This window comes from Arcobacter sp. F2176 (assembly GCF_004116465.1).
Lineage (GTDB): Bacteria > Campylobacterota > Campylobacteria > Campylobacterales > Arcobacteraceae > Arcobacter > Arcobacter siniprincipis.
Map to the genome: position 1 here is coordinate 13397 of NZ_PDJV01000004.1, position 24344 is coordinate 37740.

Consider the following 24344-nt stretch of genomic DNA (forward strand, 5'->3'; position numbering starts at 1 on the left):
TTTTATTTTATCTCTAAAGAAATAATTTTTTGCTCTGTTAGAGGTTTATTACCTTGATATTGACCATTTGTCGGGACATTTTCTAATTTTTTCACTACATCCATACCTTTTTTTACATATCCAAAAATTGTGTGTCTACCATTTAACCAATAAGTTGGAACAGTAGTTATAAAAAATTGACTTCCATTTGTATTAGGACCTGAATTTGCCATTGCTAAAATTCCTGGTTTATCAAACACTGCATTTGGCGCAAACTCATCTTTAAATGGTTTCCCCCAAATTGATTCACCACCTCTACCTGTACCTGTTGGATCACCACCTTGAATCATAAAATCTTTTATAATTCTGTGAAAAATTAGATTATTGTAATAACCATTCTTTGCATGAGTTGTAAAGTTTTCAACTGCAAGTGGAGCCATATCAGGTCTTAACTCAATTTCAATTGTACCTTGAGTTGTTTTTAAAATTGCTACAGGATTTGCAGCAAAAACTGAAATAGCTAAAATTGCTAAGATAAAGATTTTTTTCATTTTACACCTTTGTTTTTTTAGAAATAAAGTATATTATCTTAGCTTTTAAGAGTTTATTAAAAAAATAGTTTTTAGAAGTCTTTAATATTTATTGGATAGAATTATTGAAAATATGACAATAAGGAAGAAAAATGGAAATGCCAGTTATCCCCCAACCAACATTCTATATGTTCAAATGCGAACAAAGCGCACCTCCTGGGATGCCAAAACCTAGCTGTGTAACAGAAGATAATAGAGATTTATTTAATTATTTAGCTCAAAAAATGATGGAAAAAGGTTTAATGGGACCTGTGCAAGCAATTAGAACTTCATGTCTTGGAAGATGTCAAATGGGTCCTGTTCTTTTAGTAGAACCAGGACATACAATGTACTGCAAATTATCTAAGGAAAAAATAGATAAAATTGTGCAAGAACATATAATAGGTGGAACCCCTGTTCAAGAATTTGTTATTCCAGAACAGTTTTGGGGGTGAACCTATTAATTTAACAAAATAAAAGAGGAATTATGACAATTGATATGCTTTATAGCAAAATTCATAGAGCAACAGTAACTGATGCAAATTTGAATTATGTAGGCTCAATTACAATTGATGAAGAACTTATGAACGCATCAAGTTTAAGAGTTGGACAAAAAGTAGAAATAGTAAATGTAAATAATGGCGAAAGATTTGCCACTTATGTTATAAAAGGAAAAGCTGGAAGTAAAGACATGTGTCTAAATGGAGCCGCAGCTAGAAAAGTAGAAGTTGGTGATAAAATAATTGTCATTGCTTATGCTTCTTATAGTGAAAAAGAATTAGAAAACTATAAGCCAATAGTTGTGCTTGTAGATGAAAAAAATAATGTAACTACTATAACAAATGAATTAATTGGGAGTGATCATGTTTGATGGAATAGATTTAAGTAAACTTAATCTAAATGATATTATGGGTCAAGTTCAAAATATGAGCGAAAAAGCAAAAGAAGATAATGCTTCAAAAATCTTTACCTCAAAAGCAGGTGGAGGAATGGTTGAATTATCAATAAATGGAAATTCTGAAGTTATTGATTTACAAATTGATGACTCTTTACTTGAAGATAAAGACTCTCTACAAATTTTACTAATTTCTGCTATGAATGATGTAATAAAACAATCAGATGAAAATAAAAAAATGATGGCTATGAACATGATGAGTGGTATGGGATCATTTGGTCAAAATAAATAATGAACAGACTTTTAGAAACTTTTGAAAACTATTTAAAATCTAACCTTCCAGTATCAAAAACTTTTCATCCTCATTTTGAAGAGGCCTTGAGTTTGATGATGGATGCTGGAGGTAAAAGATTTCGACCTATGCTTTTATTAGGAATTGTAAATTCAAAAAATTCCCTTCTTGTTAAAAGTGCTCTTCCTGTAGCTTTAGGGTTAGAGATGCTTCATACTTACTCTTTAGTGCATGATGACTTACCTGCAATGGATGATGCCGATTTACGAAGAGGATTTGAAACTTTACATAAAAAGTTTGATGAGGTAACAGCTATTCTTGTAGGTGATGCTTTAAATACTGAAGCTTTTAATAAAATTGCAAATGCGCCATTAGATAGTGATGTTAAAATTGAGTGTATAAAAGTATTGGCAAGTGATGGTGGAATTGATGGAATGATTATTGGTCAAGCTATTGATTGCTTTTTTGAGAACCAAAAACTTGAGCTTGCTCAACTTGAATTTTTGCATATACATAAAACTGCAAAATTAATAGCAGCTAGTTTAAAAATGGGTGCGATTATCGCTAACTATGATTTAGTTACTCAAGAAAAGCTTTACAATTTTGGAATAGATATTGGACTTTTGTTTCAAATTCAAGATGATATTTTAGATGAAACACAAAGTTCACAAGAAGCTGGAAAAACTACACATAATGATGGATCAAAAAACTCTTTTGTAAATTTACTTGGACTTGAAGGTGCAATTATGGCTGCAAATGAACTTGCATTAAAATGTGAAGTTAGTTTAAACTCTTTAGATGAAAATTTGTATAATTCACTTAATAATTTATTAAAAAAATATATAAATAGACATAAATAAAATACTTCACAAACTCTTAGTCATCTTTACTCAATTTACTTGACAAAAATCAAAAATTTTATTACAATTTAGCACTCAAAAAAATAGAGTGCTAAAACTTACAAAATTTATAAAGAAACTTGATAGGAGAGTATATAATGACATTTAAACCACTAGGGAAAAGGGTTCTTGTAGAAAGAACTGAAGTAGAATCAAAAACTGCAAGTGGAATCATTTTAGTTGATTCAGCAAAAGAAAAACCAAATACTGCTGTTGTAAAAGCAATTGGTTCAGAAGTAACAGAATTAAAAGAGGGTGATACTATTGTATTTGAACAATATAGAGGTACAGAGTTCACTTTAGATGGACAAGATTATTTAGTATTAGAAATTGAAAATATTATAGGAGTTATGTAATGGCAAAAGAAGTATTATTTAGTGATTCAGCAAGAAATAGATTATATGCAGGTGTTGAGAAATTAGCAGATGCAGTAAAAGTTACAATGGGACCTAGAGGAAGAAATGTATTATTACAAAAATCTTTCGGTGCCCCTTCAATCACAAAAGATGGTGTTTCTGTTGCAAGAGAGATTGAATTAGCAGATACATTAGAAAATATGGGAGCACAACTTGTAAAAGAAGTTGCTTCAAAAACTGCTGATGAAGCAGGAGATGGAACTACAACAGCTACTGTTTTAGCTCACTCTATTTTTAAAGAAGGATTGAGAAATGTAACAGCAGGAGCTAACCCTATTATTTTAAAAAGAGGTATGGATAAAGCTACTGAAGCTATTTTAGTTAATTTAAAAGCAGCATCAAGAATTGTTGCAAATAAAACTGAAATAGAACAAGTTGCTACTATCTCTGCAAACTCTGATCATGCAATTGGTTCAATGATTGCAGAAGCTATGGAAAAAGTTGGGAAAGATGGAGTTATTACTGTTGAAGAAGCAAAAGGTATTTCTGATGAATTAGAAGTAGTTGAAGGTATGCAATTTGATAGAGGATACTTATCTCCATATTTCGTAACAAATTCTGAAAAAATGATTACAGAATTAGCTAATCCATATATTTTATTATATGATAAAAAAATCTCTAACTTAAAAGAGATGTTACCAATCTTAGAAGCTGTTAATCAAGCTGGAAGACCTTTATTAATTATTGCAGAAGATGTTGATGGTGAAGCATTAGCAACTTTAGTTGTAAATAGATTAAGAGGTTCATTAAACATAGCAGCTGTAAAAGCTCCAGGTTTTGGTGATAGAAGAAAAGCTATGCTACAAGATATCGCTGTTCTTACAAATGGTACAGTTGTATCAGAAGAATTAGGTATGAAACTTGATACTTGTGGAATTGATGTACTTGGAACTGCTGCAAAAGTTGTGATTGATAAAGATAATACAACTATCGTAGATGGTGAAGGAAGTACTGAAGCTGTAAATGGTAGAGTAGCTCAAATAAAATCAGAAATTGAAAATACAACTAGTGATTATGATAAAGAAAAACTACAAGAAAGACTTGCAAAACTAAGTGGCGGAGTTGCAGTTATTAAAGTTGGGGCTGCTAGTGAAACTGAAATGAAAGAGAAAAAAGATAGAGTTGATGATGCCTTAAGTGCAACAAGAGCTGCTGTTGAAGAAGGTATTGTAATAGGTGGTGGAGCTGCATTAATCAGAGCTGCTGCAAAAGTTAAACTTGACCTTACAGGTGACGAAGCTATCGGAGCTGCTATTGTTTTAAGAGCTATTAAAGCACCTATGAAACAAATTGCAATCAATGCTGGATTTGATGCTGGTGTTGTTGTAAATGAAGTAGAAAGATCAGAAAATGAAAATATTGGATTCAATGCTGCAAGTGGTGAATATGTAGATATGTTTGAAGCTGGAATCGTAGATCCTGCAAAAGTTGGAAGAATCGCAATGCAAAATGCTGTTTCAGTTGCTTCATTATTATTAACTACAGAAGCTACAGTAACAGATATAAAAGAAGAAAAATCTGCTCCTGCTATGCCAGATATGGGTGGTATGGGCGGAATGGGAGGTATGGGTGGAATGATGTAAAAATAGACTTAATCTATTTTTACTTTTTCTCTTATATCAAAAGGATTATTTTTAATAATCCTTCCCTTTTTAGTATAGACATAAAAAAAGGCCCTTTTTATAAAGGACCTTTTTAACTTTTGAAGCTTACAAACTTTGTAAACTCAAGCTTTGGTAAAATAAAGCTTTTTAATTTTTAAAGATTAACAATAAATTTTGGTATAAATTCTACCACTGTAGAAGTACTCTCATTTAAACCTCCATATTGCTTTGGATAATGTAATTATATCCAAATATAAACTTAAAGTAAAACTTATACCTATATATTATACTTTTTTAAATGAATTAAAGAGTCTAAATGCATCGTAATATAGGGGTTTATTTCTTTTCCAATATATTTATAAAATTTAATATTATTGATTGTAGTTACTAGTTTAAAATCATCAAAATTGTTAAAATTTTCAAGTTTTCTATGGGTATTTATATATCTTGTTTGATAATCATCAAAAATATATGAGTCAAAAGAGGGTGAAACTTTTCCATTTTTTACAAGATCACTTCCAACTTCAGAAATTCCTGGACAATTAATATCATAATAAACTACATTATCAATATTTGTACTAAGAGGATAGGCTTTACAAACTGTTGGTCGATTTTCATAAATGGTACATTTAAAGTCTTCAATATAAGGGCATAAACTTTTTCCATCACTTAATAATATAGTAGCTTTTAAGTATCCCATATCTCCAAAAGTAAATAAAATGGGAAAGTTTTTATACACATTTTCAAAATCTTCAAGAATTATTTGACAGTAAATACTTCCTTTTCTTCCATCACAGCATCTAGCCTCACAATTTTCACAAGTAGAGAAAAAAATATCTTTGTCAATTTTTAAAAATGATTTGATAGTAACTCCTTGAAATAAAAAAGAATTGTATCAAAAAATGCTAAAAGTAATATATCATCTATTTTTTTGTACAATATCACTTTAAAATTAAAAAGGCTAATTTATGTGTGGAATTGTTGGTTACATTGGAAATAAAAAAACAGAAGATATTTTATTAGATGGTTTAAAAGAGCTTGAATACAGAGGTTATGATAGTGCAGGAATTGCCCTATTAAATAATGACAAAATAGAAGTATTTAAAGCCTTAGGAAAGTTAAAGAATCTAGAGCAAAAAGTAAAAACAAATCACACTTACCATTTAGGAATAGGGCATACTAGATGGGCAACACATGGAAAACCAACAGAATTAAATGCACATCCTCATTTAGGAGAATACTCTTATGTTGTACATAATGGAATTATAGAAAATTATAAAGAGTTAAAAGAAGAGTTACAAGCAGCTGGTCATAAGTTTGTATCACAAACAGATACTGAAGTTATCGTTCATTTGTTTGAATTTTATAATAACAAATTAAATGATTGCAAGACTTCTTTTCAAAATACAATAAAAAGATTAGAAGGTGCTTTTTCTATACTTTTGATTTCAAAATCTTGTCCAAATGATATATACTTTTTTAAACATGGGTCTCCATTAATTATAGCTCGTGGTAATGAAGAAAATGAAGTATTATTTGCTTCTTCAGATGCCCCATTAATAGGACTAGCAAATGAAGTTGTATATTTAGAAGATGGTTGTGGAGGAGTAGCAAGTGCAAATCGAATAGAATTTTTTGATGAACAAAGAGTTTCTTGGGGAGTATTGCCTACATCAAAACAATTTGCACAAAAAGATGGATATAGATTTTTTATGGAAAAAGAGATTCATGAACAATGTATAGTTACAAGTGACGCAATGCTTGGAAGAATGTGTGATGAAAAGGTTGATTTTGAAGAGTTTGATTCTTCTATTATTGAAGGAATTGAAGAGATTAAAATTTGTGCTTGTGGTACATCTTTTCATGCAGGACTTACAGCTTCATATTTGTTTGAAAGATTAACAAAGGTTAGATGTAGTGTTGAAATTGCAAGTGAATTTAGATATAAAGAACCTCTTTTAAATAAGAATACACTTTTTATAGTTATCTCACAAAGTGGTGAAACAGCTGATACTTTAGAAGCTTTAAAAATGGCAAATAAAGAGGGCCTTAAATCAATTGTAGTTTGTAATGTAGATAACTCATCTATGACAAGAGTTGCTAATTATTCAGTTTTAACAAGAGCTGGTATTGAAAAGGGAGTTGCTTCAACAAAAGCATTTTCTACTCAAACAGTAGTTTTATGGATGATGGCACTTTATTTTGCACAATATAAAAATTCAATTAGTATTGAAGATTTAAATAGTGAATTAAAAGCCTTAAGAGAAGTTCCAAAGTCACTTAAAGTTTATGATTATACACATGAAAAAACAAAAAGATTATCAAAAAGATATCTTCACGGTCATGGGTTCTTTTTTATTGGAAGAGATGTATTTTTTCCTCTTGCTTTAGAAGGGGCACTTAAATTAAAAGAGATATCTTATTTACATGCAGAAGGTTATCCAGCAGGTGAGATGAAACATGGACCAATAGCTTTAGCCGATCCAGAACTTTTTACAATAGCTTTAATGCCTCAAAATTTGCTATATGACAAAATCAAATCAAATGTAGAAGAACTAAGTGCAAGAGATAGTACAATTTGTGCTATCTCACCCCTTGATTTTGAATTAGCAGATGATTATATAAAAACAAATAAGTATGATCATTATATGTTAGAATTTTTTGAGATGTTAGTTGTATTACAACTATTTTCAATGGAGATATCAGTAAGACTTGGAAATGATGTAGATATGCCAAGAAACTTAGCAAAGTCAGTAACGGTCGAGTAAAAGGTTTTCTTAAAAATACTAATTACAATATAGTTTAAAGTTATAAAAGTAAATTTTGGATAAAATTCGTAACTTTTTATAAAAGTGTTCAAGCTTTTAATTTTATTTTTTATTTTAACTTTAATTAGTTGGAAAACGAAAATGGAAAACAAAAGAATGGAAAACGATACAAAGTGAAGTTTCGTTTACAATTGCCAAGCATGCTAAACAAAACTTTCTCTTGGTTGGAAAACAAAGGAATGGAAAACAAAGATGGAAAACAAAACAGAATATTTATTTACTAGTGAAGTAGTAAGCCCAGGTCACCCTGATAAGTGTGCAGACATTATAGCAGATAGTATAGTTGATAAGTTAATTATCGGAGATAGCAAAAGTAGAGTTGCCTCAGAGGTTTTTGTTGCAGGTAAACATGTTGTTATTGGTGGAGAAGTTACTTCAGCTACAAATTTATCTGAACAAGATTATAAAGATTTAGTAATTGAAGCATTAGCAAAAATTGGATATAATGGTCATCCTCATTTTACAAAAGAGGAGTGTTTACACCCTGATGATGTAAATGTACAAGTTTTATTAAATAGACAATCTCCTGATATTAATCAAGGTGTTGATCAAGTTGATGGTGAAACTGGTGCTGGTGATCAAGGAATTATGTTTGGTTATGCAAATAGTGAAACATCAAACTTTATGCCAAGTGCAATTACATATGCAAGAATGCTTATGGAAAAGGTTTATACTTATGCCTTAGCTAATCCAGATGTTTTAGGTGTGGATATTAAAACACAAGTTACAGTTGATTATGAAACAAAAGAGAACTTTGAAAATTGTTTACCAAAACATATTCATACTATCGTTGTTTCGGCTCCTTGTGTATCTTCTATGAATATAGATACAGTAAGAAAATTAATCTTAGGATTAATTAAAGAGACAAATTTACCAAAAGAGTTATTTGATTTAGAAAAAACTATTATTCATATTAACCCAACAGGAAAATATGTATCACACTCTTCTTTACATGATTCAGGATTAACAGGAAGAAAACTTATTGTTGATTCTTTTGGAGGATATGCACCAATTGGTGGTGGAGCTCAGTCAAGTAAAGATTATACAAAAGTCGATAGAAGTGGATTATATGCAGGACGTTGGATAGCAAAACATATTGTTGCTTCTGGAATTGCTAAAAAAGCAATTGTTCAATTATCTTATGCAATTGGTGTTGCTAAACCAACTTCAATTTCAGTTGATACTTGTGGGACTTGTATTGATGGATTAAATGATGATATTTTATCTACTTTTGTACATGATAGTTTTTCGTTAACTCCAAACTGGATTACGAAAAAATTCAATTTAGATAAACCAAGTGCAGATACTTTTCTTTATGCAGATGTAGCAGCACGAGGTCAAGTTGGACAAGAGGATTATCCTTGGGAACAACTTGATGAATTGGACAAGTTTATAAGTTTGAAAAAATAGTTTTAAGAAGGATATATAATGGATTTGAAGAATTTATTTAATAAAATAAAATTTGATAGTAAAAAAGAACAACCGACAAAAAAAGATGCACCAAGCCATTGGATAAAGTGTCCTGAATGTAGTTCTTTGATGTTTTTTAAGGAAGTAGAGTCTCAAAACAATATATGTCCTAAATGTAACTTTCACATGAGAATTGGTGCTAAAAGAAGAATCGAAATTATATGTGATGAAAATAGTTTTGTTGAATATGATAATGACTTAATTCCAAATGATCCATTAAACTTTGTTGATAGTAAATCTTATAAAAAAAGAGTTGATGAAGCTGTTAAAAAAACAGGAAGAGACTCTTCTGTTGTAAGTGGTGAATGTACTATCAATGGTGTTGGTGTTCAAATGGCAATTTTTGATTTTGCTTTTATGGGTGGAAGTTTAGGTTCTGTTGAGGGTGAAAAGATTGTTAGATGTGTAAATCGTGCACTAGAAAAGAAACAAGGTGTTATTATTGTTTCTGCTTCTGGAGGTGCTAGAATGCAAGAATCAACATTTGCCCTAATGCAAATGGCTAAAACTTCTGCTGCACTAAAAAAACTTGATTCTGCGGGACTTCCTTATATTTCAGTTTTAACTGATCCTACTATGGGTGGAGTTTCTGCTTCATTTGCTTTTTTAGGTGATATTATTATGGCAGAACCAGGTGCATTAGTTGGATTCGCAGGTCAAAGAGTTATTAAGCAAACTATTGGAGCAGATTTACCTGAAGGTTTCCAAAGAGCTGAATTCTTACTTGAAAAAGGTTCTATTGATATGGTTGTTAATAGAGCAGATATGAAAAAAACACTTTCTGATTTATTAACAATGTTTTCAAGTAATACTATTCAAGTTAGTTAATGAATAAAAATCGTTTTGAAGAACTTTTGGGATTTAATCCTAAAAATTTTTCAAATGAGTTATATGCTTTATGTGACTTTCAAACTCTACAAAATAAAAATATCTCCCTTGAAAGATTTTTAGAACTTTGTTCGAAATTTGATGCAAAAATTATTCAATATAGAGATAAATTTTCTAATATTGAAACAAAAAAAGAAAATCTTTTTTATTTAAAAAGTAAAACAAATATTCCAATTATTATTAATGATGAGATAGCTTTAGTACAATATTGTGATGGTTTACATTTAGGACAAGAAGATTTTGAAAAAATTAATTCAAATAAACAATTAGTTGTAAAATTAATAAGAAAAAAAATTGGAAATAAGCTTTTGGGTCTTTCTACACACAATGAAAAAGAGATATTAGAAGCAAATAATTTGGATTTAGATATGATAGGACTTGGAGCTTACAGAATAACCACAACGAAAGATGTGAATGTAATGTTAGGTAATAAGATATCTTATCTTGCAAAGATCTCAAAACATCCAGTTTGTGCTATAGGTGGTGTAAAGATTGCTGAATCAATAGCAAATATCTCTTTTAATGTAGTAGGGTCAAATTTATATGATTAAAATAAATATCTATCAAATTGCAAAATCTTCAAATGATGAGTTTAATAAAATTATTGAAGATTTTATAAAGATGTCTTCAAAGTATGCAAAAGTTGAAATATATAACTTATTTAATAAAAAAATTGGAAAAGCTCAAACTATTTCAGATATAGAAGCAAAGAAATCTTATAGTGAAGTTTTTGAACCTTTTTTAAATAATGGGTATAATATTGCATTAGATGTTTTAGGAAAGAAAGTTGATAGTTATGAATTTGCACAGTTGTTACAAAATAATGCAGTAATTAACTTTTTTATTGGTGGTGCTTTTGGATTTGAAACATCTTTTTTACATAAATGTGATAAAAAAATTAGTTTAAGTGAACTTACATTTGCTCATAAAATAGCGAATATAGTGTTGCTAGAACAAATTTTTAGAGCTTTGTGTATAAATAATAACCATCCCTATCATAAATAATTTAGATAATTTTGAGTATAATGTCGAAATTTTTAGATTAAGGGTTAAAAGTGGCGAATACAAAACAAATAGATGAGTTAAAAATTATTTTAGCAGAAAGAAAAGAATTAATAGAAAAAAATATTCAGGGGAGTAGAGACAGTCTAGATTCTTTAAAAAATTCAGAGTGTAATGATGATTATGATTATGCTGAGGTTTCAAGTGATTCGTTCAAAGAGGGGATTATTGCGAATCAACAATCTAAAGAGTTAAGTGAGATTGAAGATGCACTTAAAAGAATAGATAACAAGACTTATGGTATTTGTGAAATGTGTGATGAATCTATTGCAATTGGAAGATTAAGAGCAAAACCATTTGCAAAATTTTGTACACCTTGTAGAGAGATTTATGAGAGTGAGAATAATTAAATCTAAAGGATAATTTATGGGACTTAAAAAATATATAGCTTTTTCATTGTTGTTAATAATCGCAGTTTATATATTTGTTTTTAGTATACAAACAGGTAATTTTACAGTAAGTATTTTAGATTATTCACTTGCTTTACCAATAGCAGTTTGGGTTATATTGCCTCTTGTTGTACTTTTTTTAGTAACTATCTTACATATAGTTTTTTATGGTTTTAAAAACTATTTACAAGCAAGTGCTATAAAAAAAGATGAAGAGAATATAATTGAGTTTTTTAAAGATTTATTATTAGGAAATAATTCTAATAAAAAATTTAAACAAAAAGCATTAAAGGAATTAGCAGATATTTTAGCACAAATGAAATTATCTCCGAAAGTTGAAAATTTTGAATCTTCAAATAATGATATTAAAACTATTGTAAATAATATGATTAAAATCAATTCAGGAGAGTATGTAAGTGATAAGTCTTTTAAATTTAACAAAAATGGACAAATTGCACAAAAAAATATTTTAAATAAAGTAAATGAAGATGTTGATTATGCAATTGATGTTTTGAAAAAATCAAAAGATTTTTCAGATAAAATTGTAAAAGCTGCATTTTTTAATGTAGTAGAAAATAAGACTATGACAACAATTAAAAAACTTCTAGATGGTTTAAAACTTGATAAAGAGATGTTGATAGAACTTATGAAAAAAGATTCTGAGAATTCTGATTTTGCATTAGAACATGACACAATAATTAAATATATAAAAGATGTTGAGTTTGATAAAGAAGATTATTTAACATTTGCTAAACTGTATAAAAAATCTGTTCAACCAGATGAACTTATAAAAATGTTCGAAACAATTTCAAATGATAATGAATTAGCAATGGATGCATATTTAGTTGTTTTATTTGAATACGAAATGATTGACAAGGTTAGAGAGACTTTAAATGGTTATAAAAAAGAAGAATACCAATCTTTTAGAGCTCTTTTAGATTTAAAAGATTCAGGTAAATATTATACTTTAGAGAATCTTTGTTATAACAAATAATATGAAAAAACTTGATTTTAGCCAACCCTTAATAGTGTTGGCTCCCCTTGCTGGATATACTGATTTACCTTTTCGTGCAGTTGTAAAAAAATTTGGTGCGGATTTAACTATTTCTGAAATGATTTCATCAAATGCACTTGTTTATAGTTCTCAAAAAACTTTTAAAATGATAGAGAAATCTCCTTCAGAAGATCCATATTTTGTACAAATTGCAGGTAATAAGGCAGAACTAGTTCGTGATGCAGTTGAAATACTCAATGACATGGAAGGTATTGACGGTATTGATTTAAATTGTGGTTGTCCCGCACCAAAAGTTTTTAATCATGGAAGTGGTTCTAATCTTTTAGGTGATTTGAAAAAATTAGAAGAGATTTTAGGAACAGTTAAAAAATATAATAAAAAACTTTACACAAGTGCGAAAGTGCGAATTGGAGTAAATGAAAAGATTCCAGTTGATATTGCAAAAGCAGTTGAATCTTGTGGGGTTGATTTTATTTCTGTTCATGGAAGAACAAGAGCGGGGAAATATAAAGCACCAGTTGATTATGATGCAATAAAAGCGATAAAAGATGCTGTTTCAATTCCAGTAATTGCAAATGGTGATATAAAAGATTATAAAAAAGCTAAAGAAGTTCTTGCTCATACAAATGCAGATGGATTAATGATTGGAAGAGGTGCTATTGGTAAACCTTGGATTTTTTATCAATTAAAAAATGAAGTAGAAGATATAAGTGAAGATATAAAAAAAGCTATTATCTTAGAGCATTATGATGCAGTATTAAAGTTCCATGGTGAGCATGGTGCAATAATGTTTAGAAAACTACTTCATTCTTATTCTAAAGGCTACAATGGTGCCTCAGAGTTTAGAGATATAATTAATACAATAAAAGAACCAGATATTATGAGAGATACAATTGAAAGTTTTTTTACAGAAAATGAGTTACAAAATTAGATTAAACTTTATAAAGGGCAATATGTGAAAGAAAATTATTATGAGTTAGTTATAAATGTTAAAAGTTCACAAGAGTTGTTCATAGATTTATTGACTCAATTAACTCAAGGTGCAGTTGAGATAGAAGAAAACAGACTTATTGCAAGAAGTGAAGAGAATTTAGAAGATATTGAATTTGGAATAAAAGAGTTTGCAAGAGCATTAGGAGTTGAGTGTATTACTTCTTTAAAAGTGAAAAAAAATGAAGATTGGATAAAAAAGTATCAAGAATCTGTAAAAGCAGTAGAAGTTGGTAAATTTTTTGTAAGACCATCTTGGATTGAAGCTAAAGATGATAAAATTGATATTATCATAAATCCAGCACTATCATTTGGTTCAGGTCATCATGAGACAACAAATAGTTGTTTAGAAGCTATTTCAAAATATATGAAAAGTGAATATGAAGTTCTTGATGTGGGGTGTGGAAGTGGTATTTTATCAATTGCAGCTAGTAAATTAGGTGCAAAAGTTGATATTTGTGATACAGATGAAGTCTGTATTGAAAGTTCAAAGTCTAATTTTTTGTTAAATAATGCACATTTCTCTCAAGCATGGACAGGAAGTGCAATGGCTTCTAATAAGAAGTATGATTTCGTTATTGCAAATATCGTTGCAGATGTTTTAGTAATGATTTCTAAAGAGTTGAAAAAATGCTTAAAAGAGGGTTCTACCTTAGTATTATCAGGGATATTAGATAATCATTTAAATAAAGTATTGAAAAAATTTGAAGATTTAGAACAAATTGAGGTAATTCAAAAAAATGAATGGGTTACCCTTGTATTAAAAAAAGGAGTTTAGTTTGAGAAATAAGAAAAACAATAAACAAGACAAAAACAACAATAACAACAATAATAACAATAATAATAACTTTTTTAGTAATAATCCGTTGTTAGTTTTTGTTTTATTTTCACTTGTAACAATTATGGCTTTTAAAGCCTTGTTTCCAGAAGAACAAGGAGGAACTGCAACAAATCAAAATATCCAAGCATTTGGACAAACAAAACATAAGACTATTGCATATTCTGATTTAAAAAATTTAATTAGCAGTGGAAAAATCCAATATGTTGGAATTGGAAATACTAATATTAAAGCTGTATCTAAACAAAATGGTTCGGATATTACAACTTATACGGCTAGAAGAGTTGTTCCAGATAGCACACTAATTCCTATGTTAGAAAAGAATGGAATAGATTATGGTGGAGTTAATGAGGAAAATGTTTTAGCTGATATTTTATTTGGTTGGGTTTTACCTATATTTATATTCTTTGCAATTTGGATGTTCCTAGCTAAAAGAATGTCAAAATCTATGGGTGGTGGAAGTGGAGGAATCCTAGGAATTGGATCTTCTAAAAAAATGATAAACTCAGAAAAACCAAATGTAAAATTTGAAGATATGGCTGGAAATAAAGAGGCTAAAGAAGAAGTTCAAGAAGTTGTTGATTTCTTAAAAGATCCAGATAGATATGTAAAACTTGGAGCTCAAATTCCAAAAGGTGTTTTACTAGTAGGACCTCCAGGTACAGGTAAAACTCTACTTGCAAAAGCAGTTGCAGGTGAAGCAGATGTTGAATTTTTATCAGTATCTGGTTCTGCATTTATTGAAATGTTTGTTGGGGTTGGAGCTTCAAGAGTTAGAGACCTATTTGAACAAGCAAAAAAAGTAGCACCTGCAATTATTTTTATTGATGAAATTGATGCTATTGGAAAGAGTAGAGCATCAGGTGGACCAATGGGTGGAAATGATGAAAGAGAACAAACTCTAAATCAACTTTTAGCAGAAATGGATGGATTCGCAACAGAATCTGCGCCTGTTATTGTACTTGCTGCAACAAATAGACCTGAAGTTCTTGATCCTGCACTTTTAAGACCAGGAAGATTTGATAGACAAGTTTTAGTTGATAAACCTGACTTTGAAGGTAGAAAAGAGATTTTAAATGTACACATCAAAGGTGTAAAAGTTGGAAAAGATGTTGACTTAGTTGAAGTAGCTCGTATGACTGCTGGATTAGCAGGGGCTGATTTAGCAAATATTATTAATGAAGCAGCACTATTAGCAGGACGAGCAAAAAAAGAAGAAGTTACATACTCTGATTTTAAAGAAGCAGTAGAAAGACAAATTGCTGGATTAGAAAAAAAATCAAGAAGAATATCTCCAAAAGAGAGAAAAATTGTAGCTTACCATGAATCTGGACATGCATTAATTGCAGAGATTACAAAAGGTGCTAAAAAAGTAAATAAAGTTTCTATTGTTCCAAGAGGACTTGCAGCTTTAGGATATACACTTAACAATCCTGAAGAGAATAAATATTTAATGCAAAAACATGAACTAATAGCTGAAGTTGACGTGTTATTAGGTGGACGAGCTGCAGAAGAAGTATTTATCAAAGAGATTAGTACAGGTGCTGGAAATGACCTAGAAAGAGCAACAGATATTGTTAAATCTATGGCTTCTATTTATGGTATGAGTGATATTGCTGGATTAATGGTTTTAGAAAAAAGGTCAAATCAATTTTTAGGTGGTCAAACACAAAAAGATTTCTCTGATAATATGGCGAAAGACCTTGATACTCATATTAAAACTGTATTAAACGAAAGATATGAAATCGTTCTTCAATCGTTAAGAGACAATAGTAATGCAATTGAAGAGATGACTAAAGAACTACTTGAAGTAGAAGTTATTTCAGGTGAGAGAGTAAGAGAAATTATTAAAGCTAATGGCGGAGTTGTTTTTGAAGATGAAGATTTACACTCAGGAAAAATAGAAAACAATGTTGAATTAGATGTAGATAGTACAGAATCATCTGAAGACAAAAAAGAAGATAACTCTTCAAATAATGATGATGAATCTAAAGATAAAGAAGATAAAAAAGATGATTAACAACTTTGTAGCAAGAGAGGGAAGAGTTTTTATTTATATCTCTTTTGCTATTTTTGTATTTTCATATTTGTTTATATGTGATACATTTGCTTTTATTTGCTTTTTAATAATTTTATTTTTAATATTTATTTATAGAAATAATCTAAAAGCAAAAGTAAAAGTTGATTCATTAGTCTCTCCTGTAAGTGGAGAAATTATTGCAATTGATAAAGTTAATTCTCAAAATATAATTTATATAAGCGTAGGAGTATTAAATTCACATATTTTAATTGCTCCAAAAGACTCATTATTTAAAGAAGAGTTACATAAAAATGGACTTAACTTTTGTACAAATACTTATAAAGCAAAAGAATTAAATGAAAAAAGAATATTAAGTTTTGATGATATTAAATTAGAATTGATATCTGGAAGATTTAATATTTCACATGAATTTGTGAGTAAATCAAATGTAAACCAATATGATAAAATAGGTATTTTTGTAAATGGTATTGTAAAAGTTTATATTCCTTCTTCATACTATTTAAATTTAAAACTTGGACAAAAAGTAAAAGTAGGAGAAGTTTTATAAACTTTTCCTTGACAAATCTCATTTAATAAAATATAATTGTCTTCTAAATTTAATAGGAGAGCGTAATGAAAAATATCAATTTTTTCAAAAATCATTTTACCAAAAGTACAAACTCTCAACTTCTCCTCAAAAACTTCCTCTAATATTTATTATATAAATACAATTTAATTTCCGCACAAGTTTTTCTTTTTTTTAAAGATATAATATGCCCAATATACAAAGGTTACAAGATGGATAAAAATAGAATTATAGTATTTGATACTACATTAAGAGATGGGGAACAAAGTCCTGGTTGTTCAATGAATACTGACGAAAAAATTAAAGTTGCTTTACAATTAGAAAAGTTAGGTGTTGATGTTATTGAAGCTGGTTTTGCAGCTGCAAGTCCTGGGGATTTTGATGCTGTTTCAAGAATAGCAGAAGTTGTTAAAAACTCAAGTATTTGTTCTTTAAGTAGAGCAATTGAAAATGATATTAAACAATCAGGTTTAGCTGTACAAAAAGCTGCAATGCACAGAATTCACACTTTTATTGCAACTTCACCAATACACATGAAATATAAATTAAAAATGAGTGAAGAAGAAGTTATTAAAAGAGCAGTTCGTGCGGTTGAATATGCAAGAACATTTGTTGATGATGTAGAGTTTTCTTTAGAAGATGCAGGAAGAAGTGAAATCTCTTTTATGAAAGAGGTTATGGATGCAGTTATTGCAGCAGGGGCAAGTACAATTAACTTACCAGATACTGTAGGATATAGATTACCAACAGAATTAGGTGCAATGGTAAAAGAATTAAGTGATTTTGCAGGAGATAGAGCAATAATCTCAGTTCACAATCACAATGACTTAGGATTGGCAACAGCGAATACTTTATCTGCTGTTTTAAATGGTGCTAGACAAATAGAAGTTACAGTTAATGGTTTGGGTGAGAGAGCAGGGAATTCTGCTTTAGAAGAGGCTGTAATGGCTATTAAAACGAGAAAAGATGCCTTTGGTGATTTATATACAAATATAAATACAAAAGAGATATATCCATCATCTAGATTAGTAGCAACAATTACAGGTGTTGAACCACAACAAAACAAAGCTATTGTTGGTAAAAATGCATTTGCCCATGAAAGTGGAATTCATCAAGATGGTATGTTAAAAAATCAAGAAACATATGAAATCATGAAACCTGAAGATATTGGTGTTTACAAAGAATCTAATTTGATTTTAGGAAAACATAGTGGTCGTGCAGCATTTAGAGATAAAATAGAGCACTTAGGATTTGATAAAATACCTGATGAAGAGTTAAATACTGCATTTGAAAAATTTAAAGCCTTAGCTGATAAGAAAAAAGATGTTACTGATGATGATATTAGAATGTTAGTTACAGATGAGTCTTTAAATCATGATAAAACTTATGAATTAGTTGGATTACAAATTTCTGACTGTTCATCAGGAACTCCAATGGCATCTGTGTCAATTAAACATAAAGATGAAGTTATGATTGAAGCAAATATTGGTAATGGTACAATGGATGCAATTTTCAAAACTATTGATAGACTTACAGGTTATAGTGGAGAATTACAAAGTTATAATGTAACTTCAGTAACTGAAGGTAAAGATGCCTTAGCAAAAGTAACAACAAGAGTTATTTTTGATAAATCTTCACCATCATTTGTGGGACATGGTTTAAGTATTGATACTATGCTTGCAACTGCAAAGGCGTATTTAGGTGCACTTAATTCATATCTTTCTCAAAAAGAGAGATTAGCTAAAAACAGTGAACATCAAATTTAATATAAGAGATTAATCTCTTATATTATTTCTTCTTTAAAATTATCCTTTTAAAACTTTTATTTTATTTTATTTCGCTAATATATTATAAATTTAACAAAAAAGGTGCGCTTTAAAATATGATGCAGTTTAACTTTTTCTTAAAATTATTAAAAGATTCATTTAGAGATCTTCTTCCAATAATTTTAGTAATCTTATTCTTTCAATTAGCAATTTTACAAACAGTACCACCTGGGTGGATATCTACAACTATTGGTTTAATTATTGTAGCTGTTGGGCTTGCAATTTTTTTACAAGGTTTGGAAATAGGTATATTTCCAGTTGGGGAAAGCCTTGCTCGTGATTTTGCAAAATCTGGATGGACAATTTGGATTTTAATATTTGGTTTTATGATAGGTTTTGGTACAACTATTGCAGAACCAGCTCTTGCAGTTATTGCAGACAAGGCAGCTTCAATTTCTAGTGGTAGAATTGATGCTTCGGTTCTACGATTTGTTGTTGCAGGTTCTGTTGGTTTTGCAATTTTACTTGGTGTTTACAGAATAATAAAAGGTCATCCAATTCACTATTATATAATAGTAGGATATCTTTTTGTAGTAAGTATTACTTTTTTTGCTCCAAAAGAGATTATTGGACTTGCGTATGACTTAGGAGGAGTTACAACTTCTACTGTAACCGTTCCTTTAGTTGCAGCCCTTGGTATTGGATTAGCTTCAAATATAAAAGGACGAAATCCTGTAATTGATGGATTTGGACTTATTGCTTTTGCTTCACTTACTCCTATGATTTTTGTACAAATTTATGGAATAGCTGTTTATTCTTTGGTTGATGCAAAAGATGTTGCAGCAATCGCAATTAATCCAATAATCTCTTCACCAAAAGACATAACAATAAGTTCTGTGATAATGGGGATAATTGCAGTTATAAAAGATGTAACACCAATATTACTTATTATATTGTTTTTCCAATATGGTGTATTGAAAAAAAGCATTCAAAATATAAAAACTGTATTTTTAGGATTTGTTCTTGTTATTATTGGTTTATATGCATTTATATTAGGGTTAGAACTAGGGCTATTTACCCTTGGTGAAACAATGGCTTATGAATTAACAAAAAGTAAGTCAGTATTAGTAATCTATGCCTTTGCCTTTGCCATTGGATTTTCTACAACTATGGCAGAACCTGCACTTATGGCCATTGCAAAAAAAGCAAAAGAGATTAGTGATGGTAGAATAAATGACTTTGCACTAAGACTGTTTGTTGCACTTGGCGTTGCCATTGGTATTGCTCTTGGTGCCTTTAGAATAGTTGATGGTGGACATATCCATTATTATATTATTGTAGGATATATTGTTGTTATAATCTTAACTTTTATAGCACCAAAGTATATTATTCCAATAGCTTATGATAGTGGTGGAGTTACAACTTCAACTGTAACTGTTCCTTTAGTAGCAGCACTTGGAATTGGACTTGCAACAAATATTCCAGGAAGAAGCCCACTTATTGATGGTTTTGGACTTATTGCTTTTGCTTCACTATTTCCTATGATTACAGTTATGTTGTATGGGATACTAACTGAAAAACTTGGAGTTAAGTCAGATACACAAATTGAAGCTGAAAATATCTTACGAGACAATTTAGTTGATGCTGAGAATATGGATTTAGCAACTGTAAATATTGATGGAAGTAATAGAAGACACTCATTACCGATGGATTTTTATGCGGTTGCAATAATAGTTCCAAAAGATAAAAAAATAGATGCAATACAAGCAGCTAGTAAAGCTGGTGCAAATGGTGTTACAGTTTTAAGAGCAGATGGTATGGGACTTGGGAAAATGCACAATTTCTATCGAACATCTTTTGAAGCAAATGATTCTTTACTTCTATTTTTATTACCAAAAGCTAGGGTAAATCCTGTGATAAAATCAATTATTCACTCACTTCATATTACTACAGAAGGAAAAGGTATCGCTTTTGCTTTTCCTTTAACTCACATGAAAGGGATTAGTTTAAGTAGACATGATATTTTTCAAAATAGAAAAGATAGAAAAGATGGAAATGAAGAAAATGAAGAAAGTAATGAAAAAGAATTAACAAAAGAAGATGGAAGTAATAAATAATTTAGAACAGATAAAAGAGAAGATAGCCTCGAAAGAGGCTTTGATTATATACTTTTCTTCTAAAAATTGTTCAGTATGCAAAGTATTAAAACCAAAGATAGAAAAAGAAATTTCAACTTATTTCGATAAAATTAGTTTTTTCGAAATAAGAATTGATGAGAGCTTAGAAATAAGTTCTTATTTTTCAGTATTTCAAGCTCCTACAATTTTATTTTACCTTGATGGGAAAGAGTTTTTAAGAGAAGGAAAAAATATAAGCATAAGTGTTTTTATTGATGCAATAAAAAGGCCTTATGAGATGTTTTATGGAGAATAAATGAAAATTACTATTTTAATATTTTTTATAGTGTTGCTTTTAATGCAAGCAATACAAATAGACAAAACAAACCCCGTTACTGACAAGTCTTTAGAGATACAAGCACCAAAAGAGGTTAAAGTTTTATTAAAAAATGCTTGTTATGATTGCCACTCAAGTGAAACTATTTGGCCATGGTATAGTTCAATCGCACCTGGATCTTGGATAATAGAAGGGCATGTGGTTGATGGAAGAAAAGCATTAGATTTTAGTACTTGGGCAAATTATACAAAAGAAGAAAAAGAAAAAAAACTTAAAAAAATACATAGAACAGTTTATGCTGCTATGCCTTTGGCTAGTTATATTTGGATACATAAAGAAGCCAATTTAACAAAAGAACAAAGAGCCTTGATAAGAGAATGGACAGGAGTTAGAAAATAGTGGTAAATGCTGAGCTTAATGACCTTTTACAAGATAAAAAAGAACTTCTAACAATAACTTATTTTAAACTTCAAAAAAAGTTTGAAGAAAAATATGGATCAAATACTGTAGTTCTTATGGAAATAGGAACCTTTTTTGAAGTTTATGAAGTAAATAATGAAGAAGAACAAATAGGTAAAGCAAAAGAGATTGCTGAGCTTTTAAATATACAATTGACAAGAAAAAACAAGGCAATTTTAGAAAACTCTAAAGAGAATCCAATTATGGCAGGAGTTCCTGCAATTTCATTAGAAAAACATCTTGCTAGAATAATTGGTGAACAAAAGTACACAGTTGTATTAATAAGACAAAAAGGTCTTCCTCCTAAAGTTAGCAGATATATTGATACAGTTGTAAGTCCTGGGACAAACTTTGATTTTGTAATTGACCAAGACGAAAATAATATTACTTCACTTACAATAGATTGTAATAAAGGAATCTTTTCTGTTGGTTATAGTGCCATTGATGTTACAACTGGAAAGTGTTATTACAATGAAGTTCATGGAACAAGCGAAGATAAAAATTTTGCCCTTGATGAGTGCTTCAATTATATGAATATGCACAAAACAAATGAGGTAGTTATCTCCTTTTGTGATAAAGCAATAAATCAAAAAGAGATAATAGAATATCTTGAATTATCTCATAAAACTTTTCATATAAGTTCATTTAGACCAAAAATTGTTTATCAAAATGAGTTATTTAAAAATGTATTCAACATAGAATCACTTCTAACCTCAATAGAACATCTTGATATGGAAAGAGTTCCTTTAGCTACTGAATCATTAGCAGTGTTGATTGATTTTGTAATTGGGCATGATGCTAAAATTATTCAAAAATTATCTTTCCCTCAAAAGCTAGATATTAGCAGATACATTTATCTTGGAAATAATGCCTTAGAACAATTAAATATAATAGAAACTTCTCATAATCCATCTTTAATAAAAATAATAAATAATACTTCAACTGCTATGGGTAAAAGACTTTTAAAAGAGAGACTTACACATCCTGTAAAAGATGAAAAAGAGTTACTTAGACGATATGCTTTATCAAAAGAGTTATATGATTATCATACTCCAATTGAAAGTGAATTAGCAAATATTTATGATATAGAAAGATTAACTAGAAGAATTAAACTCTCAAGACTTCATCCCTTTGAATTAAATTATTTATATGATTCACTTATTAGTATCAAAGAAGTAGTGGCTTTTATGGAAAACTATAAGTTTTTTACAGCACCTTGTACATCTGCTGAGTTACAGATGTTTATTGACTCTATTGATTCTACTTTTGATTTATCTATTAGTGGCAAGTATATGCTAAAAGATGTGGAAGCAAATATGATTTGTGAAGGAATCAATACAAAAATTGATGAGCTTACAAATGAAAATAAAAAATTAGTAGATAAATTAGATATTTTAAGAGTGCATATATTAGGATTCTTAAAATCAAATGATCAAAACTTTGTTAGTATTCAAAGACTTGATAAAGAAGGGTTTTATTTAGGACTTACAAAAAGCAGATTTAATCTTATGAGAGAAGAACTTTTAAACTCTCATCTGATAATAGATGATGAGCTACTTTTATTTAAAGATTTTAAAATAAAAGTACAAACAAATTCTGTAAAAATAACTTGTAAACTAACAGAAGATATTTCAGATAAATATGTTCATAATTTAAGAAAAATTATTGAGTTAAATAAACTTGTTTTTAAAGAAAAACTTCTGGAATTTGAGAAAAAGTTTGCAGTATTATTGGAAGAGTTAGTTCAATTTATTGCTGAAATTGATTTAACAGTTTCAAATATAAAAACAGCTAAAAAACATAATTATTCACCTCCAAAAATAGTAAAAACTAAAGATGATGAAAGTTTTATTGAACTTATAGATTTAAGACATCCTATAATTGAACATGGAGAAGAGCAGGGTATTTATGTGCCTAATGATATTATTTTAGGAGAACTTAGTCTTGCAAGTGATGAGTACAAAAATAATGTAATCATTAAAAACTCAAATCCAATAAATATGTTTAATAACAAAATGCATGGTGTTTTACTTTATGGAATAAATTCAAGTGGAAAATCTTCTCTTATGAAATCAATAGGAATAGCAGTAATTTTAGCTCAAGCTGGATTTTATGTACCGTGTAAATCAATGAGATTCTCTATTTTTGATGCAGTATTTACAAGAATTTCAGGAGCTGATAATATTGCAAAAGGATTATCTTCTTTTGCAGTTGAGATGTTAGAACTTAAAAATATATTTAATAGAGCTACTAAGAATTCACTTGTACTTGGTGATGAGATAAGTCATAGTACTGAAACTATGAGTGGAGTTAGTATTGTGGCAAGTGCTATATTAAAACTAGCAAAATTAGAATCAATTTTTATGTTTGCTACACACTTACATCAACTACCTGAACTTCCAGAAATAGAAAAACTAAAAAATATAATATGTCTACACTTATCTGTTATGTATGAAGATAGTGAAGATAAACTTATATTTAATAGAAAACTTCAATATGGAAGTGGAAGTAGTATGTATGGTTTAGAGTATGCTAAATCACTTCATATGGATAAAGAGTTCCTTAAAATGGCAAATGATATAAGAAAAAAACTAACAGATGATTATGAACCAATTGAGAGAATTTCACAAAGAAAAACTTCAAAATACAATAAAGACCTTATTGTTTCTACTTGTGTAATATGTGGAAAAAATGTTGATGATGTACATCACATAAAAGAGCAATCTAGGGCAAATAAAGATGGCTTCATAGGTCATGTAAATGCAAATCACAAATATAATCTAATACCACTATGTAAAGAACATCATAAAATGGTTCATGAAGGCAAAATAAATGTAAATGGATTTATTGCTACTTCAAAAGGTTTGGAATTACATTATACGATGGTGGATGAAGAAAAATAACATAGACATTATAGTCTATGTT

At 29.3% G+C, this 24344-nt stretch carries 24 protein-coding genes; 22 read left to right on the forward strand and 2 right to left on the reverse strand.

The features are described from left to right. Positions 1 to 2: 2 nt before the first annotated feature. Positions 3 to 530, reverse strand: coding sequence for a peptidylprolyl isomerase (locus CRU95_RS04780; protein WP_129100013.1), 528 nt, complete (start codon positions 528 to 530; stop codon positions 3 to 5). A gap of 131 nt (positions 531 to 661) precedes the next feature. Between CRU95_RS04780 and CRU95_RS04785 the strand changes: the two genes are divergently transcribed. The 6 genes from CRU95_RS04785 to groL all read left to right on the forward strand — a co-directional run bounded on the left by CRU95_RS04785 (position 662) and on the right by groL (position 4633). Then, positions 662 to 1003: a ferredoxin gene (locus CRU95_RS04785; RefSeq protein ID WP_258238637.1), complete on the forward strand. Its 342-nt coding sequence runs from the start codon at positions 662 to 664 to the stop codon at positions 1001 to 1003. Between the two features lie 32 nt (positions 1004 to 1035). Continuing rightward, complete coding sequence (panD, locus tag CRU95_RS04790) at positions 1036 to 1419, forward strand: aspartate 1-decarboxylase (protein ID WP_129100014.1); 384 nt, start codon at positions 1036 to 1038, stop codon at positions 1417 to 1419. Then, positions 1412 to 1735: a YbaB/EbfC family nucleoid-associated protein gene (locus CRU95_RS04795; protein WP_013134505.1), complete on the forward strand. Its 324-nt coding sequence runs from the start codon at positions 1412 to 1414 to the stop codon at positions 1733 to 1735. Before panD ends, CRU95_RS04795 begins: the two co-directional genes overlap by 8 nt. Continuing rightward, positions 1735 to 2595 (forward strand): polyprenyl synthetase family protein, encoded by an 861-nt coding sequence (locus tag CRU95_RS04800; protein WP_129100015.1) that lies wholly within the window; start codon positions 1735 to 1737, stop codon positions 2593 to 2595. The genes CRU95_RS04795 and CRU95_RS04800 overlap by 1 nt, the downstream gene beginning before the upstream one ends. 137 nt (positions 2596 to 2732) lie before the next feature. Further along, entirely contained in the window at positions 2733 to 2990 is a 258-nt protein-coding gene (gene groES / locus CRU95_RS04805) for a co-chaperone GroES (RefSeq protein ID WP_013134507.1), read from the forward strand. Further along, positions 2990 to 4633: a chaperonin GroEL gene (gene groL, locus CRU95_RS04810; RefSeq protein ID WP_129100016.1), complete on the forward strand. Its 1644-nt coding sequence runs from the start codon at positions 2990 to 2992 to the stop codon at positions 4631 to 4633. Before groES ends, groL begins: the two co-directional genes overlap by 1 nt. A 298-nt stretch (positions 4634 to 4931) precedes the next feature. Here the strand turns inward: groL and CRU95_RS04815 are convergent, their stop codons facing one another. Next, positions 4932 to 5393 (reverse strand): YkgJ family cysteine cluster protein, encoded by a 462-nt coding sequence (locus CRU95_RS04815; protein ID WP_375153683.1) that lies wholly within the window; start codon positions 5391 to 5393, stop codon positions 4932 to 4934. Positions 5394 to 5622: 229 nt separating this feature from the next. Here CRU95_RS04815 and glmS point away from each other — a divergent pair, with 229 nt between their 5' ends. From glmS to CRU95_RS04895, 16 genes are all read left to right on the forward strand, one after another. Further along, a complete protein-coding gene (gene glmS / locus CRU95_RS04820; protein ID WP_129100018.1) occupies positions 5623 to 7422 on the forward strand; it encodes a glutamine--fructose-6-phosphate transaminase (isomerizing) in 1800 nt (599 codons plus the stop codon). 252 nt (positions 7423 to 7674) lie between these two features. Beyond that, positions 7675 to 8892: a methionine adenosyltransferase gene (gene metK / locus CRU95_RS04825; protein WP_129100019.1), complete on the forward strand. Its 1218-nt coding sequence runs from the start codon at positions 7675 to 7677 to the stop codon at positions 8890 to 8892. Positions 8893 to 8910: 18 nt separating this feature from the next. Continuing rightward, the gene (gene accD, locus CRU95_RS04830) at positions 8911 to 9780 is read left to right on the forward strand and encodes an acetyl-CoA carboxylase, carboxyltransferase subunit beta (protein ID WP_129100020.1); all 870 of its coding nucleotides are present in this window, start codon (positions 8911 to 8913) and stop codon (positions 9778 to 9780) included. Then, positions 9780 to 10391, forward strand: coding sequence for a thiamine phosphate synthase (locus CRU95_RS04835; protein ID WP_129100021.1), 612 nt, complete (start codon positions 9780 to 9782; stop codon positions 10389 to 10391). The genes accD and CRU95_RS04835 overlap by 1 nt, the downstream gene beginning before the upstream one ends. Beyond that, complete coding sequence (locus CRU95_RS04840) at positions 10387 to 10845, forward strand: 23S rRNA (pseudouridine(1915)-N(3))-methyltransferase RlmH (RefSeq protein WP_258238644.1); 459 nt, start codon at positions 10387 to 10389, stop codon at positions 10843 to 10845. Before CRU95_RS04835 ends, CRU95_RS04840 begins: the two co-directional genes overlap by 5 nt. Positions 10846 to 10895: 50 nt before the next feature. After that, complete coding sequence (gene dksA / locus CRU95_RS04845; protein WP_129100023.1) at positions 10896 to 11252, forward strand: RNA polymerase-binding protein DksA; 357 nt, start codon at positions 10896 to 10898, stop codon at positions 11250 to 11252. Between the two features lie 16 nt (positions 11253 to 11268). Next, the gene (locus CRU95_RS04850) at positions 11269 to 12285 is read left to right on the forward strand and encodes a hypothetical protein (protein WP_129100024.1); all 1017 of its coding nucleotides are present in this window, start codon (positions 11269 to 11271) and stop codon (positions 12283 to 12285) included. A gap of 1 nt (position 12286) precedes the next feature. Continuing rightward, a complete protein-coding gene (locus tag CRU95_RS04855; protein WP_129100025.1) occupies positions 12287 to 13237 on the forward strand; it encodes a tRNA-dihydrouridine synthase in 951 nt (316 codons plus the stop codon). Positions 13238 to 13261: 24 nt separating this feature from the next. Further along, complete coding sequence (locus CRU95_RS04860; RefSeq protein WP_129100026.1) at positions 13262 to 14074, forward strand: 50S ribosomal protein L11 methyltransferase; 813 nt, start codon at positions 13262 to 13264, stop codon at positions 14072 to 14074. 1 nt (position 14075) lies between these two features. Next, the gene (gene ftsH / locus CRU95_RS04865) at positions 14076 to 16154 is read left to right on the forward strand and encodes an ATP-dependent zinc metalloprotease FtsH (protein ID WP_129100027.1); all 2079 of its coding nucleotides are present in this window, start codon (positions 14076 to 14078) and stop codon (positions 16152 to 16154) included. Beyond that, on the forward strand, positions 16147 to 16722 hold the full coding sequence (locus CRU95_RS04870; protein ID WP_129100028.1) for a hypothetical protein: 576 nt from the start codon (positions 16147 to 16149) through the stop codon (positions 16720 to 16722). Before ftsH ends, CRU95_RS04870 begins: the two co-directional genes overlap by 8 nt. A gap of 230 nt (positions 16723 to 16952) precedes the next feature. After that, complete coding sequence (locus CRU95_RS04875) at positions 16953 to 18506, forward strand: 2-isopropylmalate synthase (protein ID WP_129100029.1); 1554 nt, start codon at positions 16953 to 16955, stop codon at positions 18504 to 18506. Between the two features lie 116 nt (positions 18507 to 18622). Beyond that, the gene (locus CRU95_RS04880; RefSeq protein ID WP_129100030.1) at positions 18623 to 20623 is read left to right on the forward strand and encodes a DUF1538 family protein; all 2001 of its coding nucleotides are present in this window, start codon (positions 18623 to 18625) and stop codon (positions 20621 to 20623) included. Then, complete coding sequence (locus CRU95_RS04885; RefSeq protein ID WP_129100031.1) at positions 20607 to 20939, forward strand: thioredoxin family protein; 333 nt, start codon at positions 20607 to 20609, stop codon at positions 20937 to 20939. Before CRU95_RS04880 ends, CRU95_RS04885 begins: the two co-directional genes overlap by 17 nt. Beyond that, positions 20940 to 21359 carry a heme-binding domain-containing protein gene (locus tag CRU95_RS04890; RefSeq protein WP_129100032.1) on the forward strand — a complete coding sequence of 140 codons (420 nt, stop codon included), beginning with the start codon at positions 20940 to 20942 and terminating at the stop codon, positions 21357 to 21359. Continuing rightward, complete coding sequence (locus tag CRU95_RS04895; protein WP_129100033.1) at positions 21359 to 24322, forward strand: HNH endonuclease; 2964 nt, start codon at positions 21359 to 21361, stop codon at positions 24320 to 24322. The genes CRU95_RS04890 and CRU95_RS04895 overlap by 1 nt, the downstream gene beginning before the upstream one ends. Positions 24323 to 24344 lie beyond the last annotated feature (22 nt).